Source organism: Bacteroidota bacterium (assembly GCA_019637975.1).
In the GTDB taxonomy this organism is placed as follows: Bacteria; Bacteroidota; Ignavibacteria; order UBA10030; family UBA6906; genus CAADGV01.
The window spans coordinates 52,694-63,249 of the sequence record JAHBUR010000024.1 but is presented as its reverse complement, the minus strand read 5'-3'; the positions used below and the strand labels follow the sequence as shown (position 1 = coordinate 63,249).

At 48.9% G+C, this 10,556-nt stretch carries 13 protein-coding genes and 1 tRNA gene; 13 read left to right on the top strand and 1 reads right to left on the bottom strand.

All coding sequences use genetic code 11. The features are described 5' to 3' along the window. Nucleotides 1-352: hypothetical protein (locus KF749_13320; GenBank protein MBX2992130.1), on the bottom strand; the 352-nt coding region annotated here is incomplete at its 3' end. On the opposite strand from KF749_13320, the gene KF749_13315 reads away from it, so the two are divergent. The 13 genes from KF749_13315 to KF749_13255 all read left to right on the top strand — a co-directional run bounded on the left by KF749_13315 (nucleotide 351) and on the right by KF749_13255 (nucleotide 10,378). Beyond that, nucleotides 351-980 carry a hypothetical protein gene (locus KF749_13315; GenBank protein ID MBX2992129.1) on the top strand — a complete coding sequence of 210 codons (630 nt, stop codon included), beginning with the start codon at nucleotides 351-353 and terminating at the stop codon, nucleotides 978-980. The two genes, KF749_13320 and KF749_13315, sit on opposite strands and share 2 nt — an antisense overlap. Before the next feature lie 54 nt (nucleotides 981-1,034). Further along, complete coding sequence (locus tag KF749_13310) at nucleotides 1,035-1,541, top strand: hypothetical protein (GenBank protein MBX2992128.1); 507 nt, start codon at nucleotides 1,035-1,037, stop codon at nucleotides 1,539-1,541. Nucleotides 1,542-1,605: 64 nt separating this feature from the next. Beyond that, nucleotides 1,606-2,184 (top strand): hypothetical protein, encoded by a 579-nt coding sequence (locus KF749_13305; protein MBX2992127.1) that lies wholly within the window; start codon nucleotides 1,606-1,608, stop codon nucleotides 2,182-2,184. Between the two features lie 181 nt (nucleotides 2,185-2,365). After that, nucleotides 2,366-3,208, top strand: a complete 843-nt coding sequence (locus KF749_13300) for a hypothetical protein (GenBank protein MBX2992126.1) — start codon at nucleotides 2,366-2,368, stop codon at nucleotides 3,206-3,208. A gap of 18 nt (nucleotides 3,209-3,226) precedes the next feature. Further along, the gene (locus tag KF749_13295; GenBank protein MBX2992125.1) at nucleotides 3,227-4,063 is read left to right on the top strand and encodes a hypothetical protein; all 837 of its coding nucleotides are present in this window, start codon (nucleotides 3,227-3,229) and stop codon (nucleotides 4,061-4,063) included. Between the two features lie 141 nt (nucleotides 4,064-4,204). Further along, nucleotides 4,205-4,630, top strand: a complete 426-nt coding sequence (locus KF749_13290) for a hypothetical protein (GenBank protein ID MBX2992124.1) — start codon at nucleotides 4,205-4,207, stop codon at nucleotides 4,628-4,630. After that, nucleotides 4,630-5,106 (top strand): hypothetical protein, encoded by a 477-nt coding sequence (locus KF749_13285; GenBank protein ID MBX2992123.1) that lies wholly within the window; start codon nucleotides 4,630-4,632, stop codon nucleotides 5,104-5,106. Before KF749_13290 ends, KF749_13285 begins: the two co-directional genes overlap by 1 nt. A 296-nt stretch (nucleotides 5,107-5,402) precedes the next feature. Continuing rightward, nucleotides 5,403-5,894, top strand: coding sequence for a hypothetical protein (locus KF749_13280; protein ID MBX2992122.1), 492 nt, complete (start codon nucleotides 5,403-5,405; stop codon nucleotides 5,892-5,894). Nucleotides 5,895-6,140: 246 nt separating this feature from the next. Beyond that, nucleotides 6,141-6,215: transfer RNA gene (locus KF749_13275), tRNA-Val, on the top strand. Nucleotides 6,216-6,505: 290 nt separating this feature from the next. Next, complete coding sequence (gene pyrR / locus KF749_13270; protein MBX2992121.1) at nucleotides 6,506-7,057, top strand: bifunctional pyr operon transcriptional regulator/uracil phosphoribosyltransferase PyrR; 552 nt, start codon at nucleotides 6,506-6,508, stop codon at nucleotides 7,055-7,057. A gap of 81 nt (nucleotides 7,058-7,138) precedes the next feature. Further along, entirely contained in the window at nucleotides 7,139-8,059 is a 921-nt protein-coding gene (locus KF749_13265) for an aspartate carbamoyltransferase catalytic subunit (GenBank protein MBX2992120.1), read from the top strand. A gap of 31 nt (nucleotides 8,060-8,090) precedes the next feature. Beyond that, a complete protein-coding gene (locus tag KF749_13260; GenBank protein MBX2992119.1) occupies nucleotides 8,091-9,371 on the top strand; it encodes a dihydroorotase in 1,281 nt (426 codons plus the stop codon). A gap of 200 nt (nucleotides 9,372-9,571) precedes the next feature. Continuing rightward, a complete protein-coding gene (locus tag KF749_13255; protein MBX2992118.1) occupies nucleotides 9,572-10,378 on the top strand; it encodes a hypothetical protein in 807 nt (268 codons plus the stop codon). The last annotated feature ends 178 nt before the right edge of the window (nucleotides 10,379-10,556 follow it).

Sequence of the window (10,556 nt, the reverse complement as noted above, 5' to 3'; positions counted from 1 at the left end):
CGGCACGAAACATCCGTAGTATCGCAACCACGAGCAGTACATAGCATGCGGCGCCGATGACCGTAATCATAAAGTCACCAATTTGGATTTGTAAAAAATTGAAGAACTTGATGCGGCAAAATTCCCGGGACGCGGATAGGGGATTGAGGTTCCCGCTAACATCCTCATGAAGGCCGGAGATAAGGTTGAGGTAGGAAACCGGCCAGCGCCTCTGCACGTCCACGTCACTTGTCCCCCCCAGCAGAATCTGAAGCCGTAAAAATCTACGACAAGAAGCAAGAAATGTCAATACGCTGAATGACGTAAATTTGGAGGTTGACTTTGGCCGCGTGGTTTTGTACTGTTTCAGCATGGGAACTCAGCAACTTTCCCCCTCCCCTTTCAAGAGTTCTTCCAGTTCAGGAGAGATCATGAACACTATGACTAAGATTAATTCGTTGTTCATTTTTTTCAGCATCTGGGCGTTTGGCAGCGACTGCTTGGCGCAGTTCGCCGTTTCGCGGGACGTTCCTGAAAATCCTTCGGTGGTAGTGGTTCCGAATGGATACAGCTCAGATGAGGTTGAACTAGCGGATAAAGTTGAAGAGATGCTAATGAGCTTCAAGATCAGGATTGTTCAGCGCCCCTCCTTGCGGCGTGTGACAGAGACAAAGGGGGCCGCAAAAACCGCTGGAGGGGATGAAGGAAGCGCCGTCGGTTCCAAAGGAATGACGGAAGAGTATTTTGCATACGAGGAAACAGGTGCCGACTACCTGCTTCTCACAGATGAGAATACCGACCGAGCAAAACTTGTGAAGATCAAGACAAGAGAAATCGTTGCAAGTTCAAAGGCTCTTGCAAAATCATTCAATCCATGCCAAGATGCTTTTAGGAAGCAGGGTGAAGACCTCGGTTTCAGTTCAGCTGCAGAATATTGCCTGTTCCTGATGCTTCAGTCAGCAGGTTTGCCAGTGAAGTTGAAGGGTACCTCAACAAAATGACAGTTCGCCTCGAAACTCGGTTGGAACAATTCGAAGACTTACTCAAAGCGGGAGATGCTTGGCAAGGAACGCAATGCAGCAGACGATCACAAGCCGGTTCAAGTTATTGTTGGCAGCATACAAGATAGACTAGAAAGTATGAGATTGCTTTCGTACATACTCTCGCATTGGCCGCCTATACTCGCATTGTTTCTACTTGGCTTTTCCAACGCACAGTCACAAGTGCTTGGCAAAAAAGTCACAGAAACCGGTTTGGAGTTCAATGACTTTCAGACATACAAGGTTACACTTGAAATAGAGTTCAGGGTCAAACCCGTCATGCTCAAAAAAGACTTCAACGAGAGCTTCGTGACGATTACAGTTGAAGGAATTGATAGCGCAGGGTTCACCATCTTTGAAAAGGACGTTCGCGACAAATACTCCTCAGAGCCAGACGCGATCCTTGATTTAGCCAAGAACGTTGTTGCGAAACGCATCGAGGCTGTGATCTTTGTTCCCAAAGTCAAGTACCGCAAGATTTTGAAATGGGATGCGAGGATTGGAATTTGGATGCGTAAGTAAAGGTGATATATGTGTTTTCGGGACTAGCTCAATATCCTACAACGAACAACGGAAAGGGAAGTACATGAAGGTTGTTCTTGTGTCTTTGCTACTTGGAATATCCTGCAATGCTCTCGCGCAGAGTTCACTAAAGGAAGTCCAGCAAAAACTCTCCTCCCTCAAACAACTCAAGGTTGAATTCGATGATATCGAAGGGAACTTGAAAATACAGCATGATGATGATTTCAGAGTTGCCGGATATGTGCTGAAGGGTGTGACCATAAGACCGTATGCAATCATAAACGCTGAGCGAACAAGTTTCTACCTGATTGCAAGGTATGTTGGTAACGAATGGGCGTTTTTAAACGTTGATGATGGTCTCGTGATGAAAGCTGATAGCATCGTGCTGCGTCTAAGCTCCCCTTTTGATCCCGCTACAAACGTTAGCGGGCGTATGGTACTTGAGGTAGTGCATTATGCCGTGTCAGCAGAAGAGATAAGGACAATGGCCTCAGCCCAAGAACTTAAAGGTAGGTTGTATGGCGAGAACACAAAGATTGACTTCGAGAAGATTGAGGATTTCCAGAAGGTGTTGAGCTATTGGTCTGGCAATGTAATCCCGATACTGGCGTCATTTCGACAGCAGACAAGTACCAAAGACTAACTCTCGAAAACAGGTAGCAAACTCGGGAGCAACGATTTGCGAGAACTTAGCGGCTCTCGAAACAACAATTTGAAATCCTCCGGGTGTGTCCCGTAAGGGAAACGTTTCCGCTAAGACGTTCGCACACACTCGGAGGATTTTTCTTATATATCCAAAGGACAGAAAATCATGGGACTGGTCATTGCCTAATTATCCTAAAAGTACTGGCAGGGGGAAAAACCAGCACCAAGACAAGAAAAGAGGCAGGCCGAAGACAAAGGTATCATCGAAACAATACCTGAAGAGAGTTTTTATCGCGCGTTTCGATGGTTGGGCTGATGAATGGCACTGGTGGTTGCTAAAAGATTTGGAGGAAGCTGGTGCCTTCACCAAGGACTTTTGGAAAACATTTAGCCCCTATCCTTCGGGCATTAAATCGGAAGAGGAATGGGAGGCTTTATTAGAAGAAGAGCAAAGCAACAGAGAGAGATTGATCAATGAAGAACATGATACAGAAGACAAGAATAGGAAACAGTTCAATAACGCCGCCGAACATTATCGATACGAGTTTGCTCGTATTAAGAGCAAGTTGCCTGATGCTTCATTTGAAGAAATAGCACAATGGTTCTTCATTGTGGGTATCAAACATGGCCTGCAACAAGAGGCCACGAAGAGAATAATCCCGTTGATGTTTGAGGAAGCAGAACATTACGGTGAAGATTTGACCAATGCATCTTCACTTGTGAAGGGTGTTCTCAGAGCCAATGAGTTGCTTAAGAACGAAGGTCTTCCCAAAATTGAGTTACATGGGTTGCCCAACGATCTCCTGAGGAAATACAGAGTGTCGAAGTTCAATAGACGTACGATCATAAAGTTCATTTCAGACATCAAAGAAATGGCCGACCTGCGAACTATCAGCAACGTAGCGAGAGCCCTTGGACAATCTGAACAAGTTGTGATTGAGTTATTCGATGAAGCGAAACGCCAACGATTTAACATCAAGATGGGGAAAGGAAGAAAGGGTGAACGCATTCTTGTAGTTTGAATTTGGGGAGTGTTGTCTATGAAACAAGCAAAGGCTACGTACAAGTCGCTCAAAAAAGCAAGCCGAAGAGGCAGGCCGAGGTCAAAAGTGTCGAGGAGACAATTTCTTGAGGGTACTTGGGTTGAGTGGTTTGGGCATGCTGTTGATGACATGGCGACGCATGTCATCCTGAGGGACCTTCAGGCTAAACGAGAATATCCAAAGAACTACCAACTGACTTTTTTTGGGTTGGAAAACCGGAAGATGAACTCAATGATCGAAAAGGGTTGGGATGCACTCACTGAGCAAGAAAAGAAGTGGTGGGATGAAAGTGTTGAGAAGGCCGGAGACGAATGGGCAAAACATCAGGAAGAATTCATCGATGTTGTAAAGTACTTCAGGTATGAGACTAGGCGTTTTAAGAACGAGGTGCGCTCGCCTTCTTTCAAGGACGTGGCAAGGTGGTTTTTTATCGCGGGCATATACTATGGTCTCGAACAGTATGCTAAAAAACGCGCTTTGCCATTGCTCTTCAAGGTTCCCTTCTTTGATATTACCAATGCTTCTTCGATTGTAAAGTACGAACTACAATCGATGGAGAATAGCAAACTGAGCGGTCTTCGCGGCACACGAAAAGTGAAACTTCCCAGCGATCTTGCTAGGAAATATCGGGCGCCAAAGTACCCTCGTCGCGAAGTTCTCCGATTTACAAGAACACTTAAGGAAATGAAGGGAGAGCCTACGGTAGCGAGAGTAGCTAAGCTGCTAAACTGGAATTTGGCGGTGGTCGTGGACGTCGCAAAAGAGGCGAAGCGGCAGGGGTTTCATATTGAACTCGGAAAGGGGAGAAATGGCGAGCCGATCTTAGTAGTCTGATTTTCGCGGAAAAATTCACGCAAAAATCGCCGTTGTATATTTTCATCCAATGAAAAACTTGGGTGAAAAAGAAAATAGAATTGCCAATTGGAGTTTCCCCAAGTTCTCCGGTTGGCAATTTCATTTTCAGAGGAGTTCAACATGCGAGAAGAGCGGATTTCAGTAACACCTTCCGGTGAGGTGCAGCTTCATTTGCCGGGCAAGCAATACAAACCAGTTCGCAACATCGGCTGGATCAGCAACAACGAGTTCCACTGTGAACGCGGGGAGAACTGCATCATGCGAGCGTTTGGCGGGTCAATTGGTTTCAACTATGATCTGATGAAACGAGGAACGTTTGAACGTGTTGTTGTTCATCTCACGTACCGGGCACTGGTCACCACACGCGAAAGCGTCTTGAAGCACGGCAAGTTTCTTCACTTCAAGAAGAACCAACTGGAACGGCAAATCTTCCTTCCTCTGTCCTGTTTTGGCAAGGACTTGGACACGCCTCCGGTTTCGGCTCCTATTGTGCCGATTGTCCCGAAACCCGTCCCGCAACTCTCACTCTTTGCGGAGGCAGCGTAGTGAAGAAGGGGGTCTCTTACAAGGCAGTAATGAAGCAGGAGCGGCAGAAGTACATTCCCAAGAAGCTGCTCAGGCACGAGAACATCCGGGTGAGTGACAAGTATAGCTTTGCCGCTTCCGTTTGGATTGCCGACACTCCCGAAAGTCACCTACGGCCAACGGTGAACCTCACTCTTCAGCATAACGGGGACAAAATCCGCTTCTGTTTCAACAACGCGGTGGAGATGATTGTAGCTATTGAGCAACTACGGGAATGGGTAGGCAGCATGAGTGTGATGGTGAATGAGAGGCACAACGCGGCACTTGCGGAGTACCTCGCATTTCACGAGGGAGAAACGCTACCCCCTATTAACGACTATACTGTTTATACAGTCATACAAGACTTGGAGAGGAAAAGGCATGCGAAATACGAACGCGTTGACCGGACAACGGGAGAAATTCTCTCAGGAGAAGGAGGTGACCAGATCCCCAACTGAACACTTCGGTGAGGTGTTGACATTTGCCGCTCAGGAGTTTTTGGAAACGGCTTTTGACCGGTTTACGTCGGGCGAAATTTCGCAGCATGAGTTCCACGAGTTAAGCGAATTGCTCAGGGGGTGGACACGGGATGGGGAAAAGTTGCTGTCAACTGTTTTCAAATCGGGTCTATGAAACCGTGTAAAACCGTTTACGTTTCGGGCGAAGTGATAGAAAATGATGAAATTTCGAGGGAAGAACTGATTGAAAAACCCATAGTATTTAGGAACTATCGCAACACGAAGGGTGCAAAACAATGGGGAGACACGGCTGGCGTCCGGTAGTTGAAGACGGCCTGAAGCTGGACATCTACCGGCTGCAAAAACAAAAAATCCTGAGGCAGGGTTACTGGTCGCTTCAGTGGACAAACACCGTCACAGGGGAAAAGAGAGCCTCTATTTCCTACTACGTAGATTTGGCAAGCTACTTCATCACATTGTGCTACACCAGCACAACGTTCGAGGGTGAGAAAGTCAACGTCAACGACAAGGTACGGCTCGAAGCCACATCCACGAACTTCGGGGGTGAGAGGTTCTGGTTCATGTGTCCGAGGTGTTCGAGGCGTTGTGCGAAACTCTACCTGCCTTCGGGGGCTATTCACTTCAGGTGCCGCGTGTGCTACAATCTCACGTATGAAAGCAGCAACGAAAGCCATAAGTTCGATGGATTGTTCAGGCACATTGCAAGCGACCTCGGTACAACAATGGATGCTGTGAAGAAAGCACTAAGGCAAAAAGGCTATAAATGAACTTGCACTGCTCTCTTTCGTTTTGTATCTTGGTGTTGCAGTTGAACAGTCAAAAACTTCCGAAATCGAAAAGATTGTGAATGACCCCCGTACAACTGCAAGGCATCGGAAGTGCCCTGATTGAGTGCGAGGGTCGTTCCGTTTGACAGAGGCAGGTGTTGAGAGAATTGTTGAAAAATCGTTCAACACTTGATACTGAAGGGCACCAGCGAATAGAAAAACTGCCCGAATTTCTTTGAAAAACACGGACGCTTAGCTCAGTTGGTTCAGAGCGTACGCCTCACACGCGTAAGGTCGCAGGTTCAAATCCCGCAGCGTCCACGAAATGCTGCAAATCTACACCCGCCGAAGTGCTTGCACGCAGGCGGGCCGCAGCGTCCACAAAATAACGCAATACCTTTCACCCTTTAAATCCTGCACAGAGAGGCAGGCAAGGGAAAAGATGATTACAGATTTCAGATTTCTTCAGACCTCGGTCCCGCAAGGGATGCGAGGTTTTTTATTTTTCAGGAAAAAGAAAACCGCGAAGACACAAAGACGCGAAGTATTCTTCTCCCCCAAACTTCTTCGTGCCTTCGCGTCTTCGCGGTTGTCTTTCGAAAGGATATGCAATGAGAAAACTCAAAGCCAAGATCATCGATGCTTCGGGAATGGAACGAACGATCACGCGTCTTGCGCATGAAATTCTGGAAAAGAACAAAGGCGCGGGCAACATTGTCATCGTCGGCATCCGCACACGGGGCGAACCGCTGGCGAAACGAGTTGCGTCGAGAATAGAGGCCGTCGAGGAAGTCAAGCTCAACATCGGCTTTCTTGATATCACACTCTATCGTGACGACTTGTTAGGCAAGTTAGAACAGCCGGAAATGAAGGGAACCGACATCTTGTTCGACATCAACGGGAAGGATGTTGTGCTGGTGGATGATGTGCTATACACCGGCAGGACCATCCGAGCAGCGCTCGACGGTTTGACGGATATCGGCAGGCCGCGCAGCATACAGCTTGCCGTTCTGGTTGACCGCGGACATCGCCAACTTCCCATCAAAGCCGATTTTGTCGGAAAGAATGTGCCGACATCAGCCGGAGAATCGATCAGAGTCCACCTGAAGGAAATAGATGGAGAAGATGAAGTGTTGCTCATGCATCCCGAAATTCCTGAATGAAAAACCACCGCGGAGACGCAGAGAGTCGCAGAGGAACTCTGTGTGCTCTGTGCCTCAGTGGCAACTAAATCCAAACAGACTATGCCATTAAAGAGCAAACATCTGCTCGGACTCGACGGAATGCCGAAGGAGGATATTCAGCTTATTCTCGATACGGCCGTGTCGTTCCGCGAGGTTCTCGAGCGTCCGATCAAAAAAGTCCCGCCGTTACAAGGCAAGACAATAGCGAATCTGTTCTTCGAGAGTTCAACACGCACGAGGCTCTCATTCGAGCTTGCCGAACGGAGGCTCTCTGCCGATGTGTTGGGATTTCAAGCCGCAGGCTCCAGCGTATCGAAAGGCGAAACGCTGAAAGATACGGCCCGCAACATCGAAGCAATGAAAATAGATATGGTAGTGATGCGGCACGCTGCTTCCGGGGCACCGCACTATCTCTCAACCGTCATTGAATCGGCTGTGATCAACGCGGGAGACGGCGGGCACGAACACCCGACGCAGGCTCTGCTCGATATGTACACTCTCCGCGAGAAATTCGAAAGACTCCAGGGCCTGCATGTCTGCATTGTCGGTGACATTACCCACAGCCGCGTTGCCCGCTCGAACATTTACGGACTGAAGACGATGGGGGCGAAGGTTTCCGTCTGCGGCCCGGCAACATTGATTCCCCGTGACGTCGAGCGGCTTGGCGTGGATGTGTATAATCATATCGATGACGTACTTCCGAAAGTGGATGCATTGAACATTCTCCGTATTCAGTTGGAGCGGGATGCGGGGAGATTGTTCCCTTCGATTCGAGAGTATCACAACTACTACGGCATTACGCGCCAGCGATTGGACAAGACTGGACGTGACGTTGTGATCATGCATCCCGGCCCCATTAACCGGGATGTGGAAATTTCCGCCGATGTGGCCGATAGCGAGAATTCAGTTATCCTGCAGCAAGTTCTGAACGGCGTTGCAGTTCGGATGGCCGTGCTGTATCTGTTGGGAACAAGAAACTAAAAACATAACTCTGACTACGAAAGATTCCATGATGAACATCCTGCTAAAAAACGGACGTTTGATAGATCCCGCTTCAGGGCGGGATGAGACCTGCGATATTCATATTGTTGATGGAAGGATTGAAAAACTTGCGCAGAACATCTCAGCCTCCGGTTCGATTCAGTCGGTTGACCTGAAAGGGAAAATCATCGCTCCGGGTTTCTTTGACATGCATGTTCATTTGCGGGAGCCCGGGTTTGAACATAAAGAAACCATTCTCACCGGATGTACGTCTGCGGCGGCGGGCGGGTTTACAGCAGTAGCGTGCATGCCGAACACAAAACCTGCCATCGACGACGAATCGGTGATCAAGTTCATACACGAAAGAGCAAAAGTTGCGCTGAACGGATTGGTTGATGTGTATCCGATTGCTGCCGTTACTCTCGGAAGAAAAGGGGAACATCTCGCCCCGCTTGCCGAGCTTGCCTCGGCGGGAGCCGTCGCGTTTACCGATGATGGCGACCCCGTTCATGATGCTGAGATCATGCGCCGGGCTCTCGAATATGCAAGCATGTTCAAAAAACCCGTCATACAGCATGCACAGGATTTGCCGCTGACGAAAGGAGGCGTGATGAATGAAGGCTTCAACTCGACAACACTCGGTTTGCCCGGAATGCCTTCGATTGCCGAGGATTTGATGGTGGCGCGGGATATTCAGCTTGCCCGTTACACCAACTCGCAATATCATGTTGCGCATATGAGCACCGCCGGTTGTGTAGAGTTGGTGAGAGAGGCGAAGAGGAAGGGGCTGCACGTTACATGCGAAGTCACGCCCCATCATTTCACGTTGACGGATGACGCAGTCCGGACGTACGACACAAACACGAAGATGAATCCGCCCCTCCGCTCACAAGATGATGTTGAAGCGATGAAAGAAGGACTGAAGGATGGAACGATAGACGTGATTGCAACGGATCATGCCCCGCATTCATTTGATGAGAAGCAGGTGGAATTCCAGCAGGCGCCGTTCGGCATCGTGGGATTAGAGACGGCAATCGGATTGGCAATCACAGAGCTGTTCGAGAAGAATATCCTGTCGCTCTACCAACTCGTGGAAAAATTCTCGACAAATCCCCGGCGCATTCTCCATCTCCCCCAAATCAAAATTCAAGAAGGGGAATCCGCCAACCTCACTCTACTTGACCCTTCGTTCGAGTGGAAGGTTGATGTGCAGAAATTCAAATCGAAGTCGAAGAACTCTCCCTTCAGTGGATATGTTTTGCGCGGAAAGGCAGTCGGGGTTTTCAATAACGGCCGGGTATACTGGAATTGAGAGTTCGCAATTCCCTCAATATTCCTACTGTGGCAGAAATTCTGCGTCCTCCATTTTAGACGACTGCATACCTGAAGCTACACTTTGGCGTTCCAATCCTTTCTTCATCCCTCAAACCGCCTTGTTTTCGTGGTGGCACACGCTTTGCGTTAACACAGTTAGCTGTTTGTAAGATTCCGGTCAACAACAAGGAGCAAACTGTGAAAAGTCTGAAAGCGATGTGGGTTGTAATCTTGATATTGTTTGCCAGCGGCTGTCAGCAGCTCGTCAACGATATTGCCGATTATTCACCTCCCTCACCTCCGACCGGATTGTGGACGGAAACCGGCGACAACTTCATTGAATTGTTCTGGAAGAAGAACCGGGAAGGCGATGTTGCCGGCTACAACGTATTCGTGAGCGGGTCGTACAACGGCCGCTACGATCTGATCGGTTCGGTCCGAACGCCGTACTTCAAAGATACCGACGCACGAAACGGTGCAACATATTACTATGCGGTAACGGCGTACGACTACGACGGCAACGAAAGCGAGTTGAGCCGGGATGTTATCTACGATGTTCCCCGTCCCGAAGGATATGGAGTTGTGCTGGACGATTACAGGCGGGTTACGGCAACGTCGGGCTACGATTTCTCGCGCTATGCAGTTGTGCCGTACAACGATTTGTATGCAGACATGTACTTTGAAAATTATCAGGGCACGTACTACATGAACGTCCGCAGCGATACGGACATTCAGGATATGGGTCCGACGAACTCAATTCTTGATATTCGGGAAGCGCCGAATTCAGGATGGTCGCCGACGCGGGACGTGCAACTTATTCCCGGCCATACGTATGTTGTCTGGACGTGGGATGATCATTATGCGAAGTTCAGAGTGTCGAATATTTCGCCAAGCAGGGTAACCTTCGATTGGGCGTATCAGTTGCAGCAATCAAACCCGATGCTGAAGGCGGGAAAAGGTGCAGGAGGAGAGAGGACGACCGTACATTCTGATCATCAGCGATAATGGACATCTCAACGTTGCCCCGGTGCTGATGGTGTTGTTGTGGCTGAGTGGTTGGTTAGGGTGAAGTGGTGTGTGAAGTGAACGAGCAGAGGCGGGGCACGTTGAATACAGTGGAGAAGCAGGTGCCGCTCGTACGGACTTGATGGTGGCCGGATGAGTGGTGCCGTTCTCCATTGTT

Excerpts from the sequence above, each read along its gene's own strand:
- KF749_13260 (MBX2992119.1), top strand. The coding sequence starts at position 8,091 with ATGAACATCCTGCTAAAAAACGGACGTTTGATAGATCCCGCTTCAGGG.
- KF749_13295 (MBX2992125.1), top strand. The coding sequence starts at position 3,227 with ATGAAACAAGCAAAGGCTACGTACAAGTCGCTCAAAAAAGCAAGCCGA.
- KF749_13310 (MBX2992128.1), top strand. The coding sequence starts at position 1,035 with ATGCTTGGCAAGGAACGCAATGCAGCAGACGATCACAAGCCGGTTCAA.
- KF749_13265 (MBX2992120.1), top strand. The coding sequence starts at position 7,139 with ATGCCATTAAAGAGCAAACATCTGCTCGGACTCGACGGAATGCCGAAG.
- pyrR (MBX2992121.1), top strand. The coding sequence starts at position 6,506 with ATGAGAAAACTCAAAGCCAAGATCATCGATGCTTCGGGAATGGAACGA.
- KF749_13280 (MBX2992122.1), top strand. The coding sequence starts at position 5,403 with ATGGGGAGACACGGCTGGCGTCCGGTAGTTGAAGACGGCCTGAAGCTG.
- KF749_13315 (MBX2992129.1), top strand. The coding sequence starts at position 351 with ATGGGAACTCAGCAACTTTCCCCCTCCCCTTTCAAGAGTTCTTCCAGT.
- KF749_13290 (MBX2992124.1), top strand. The coding sequence starts at position 4,205 with ATGCGAGAAGAGCGGATTTCAGTAACACCTTCCGGTGAGGTGCAGCTT.
- KF749_13305 (MBX2992127.1), top strand. The coding sequence starts at position 1,606 with ATGAAGGTTGTTCTTGTGTCTTTGCTACTTGGAATATCCTGCAATGCT.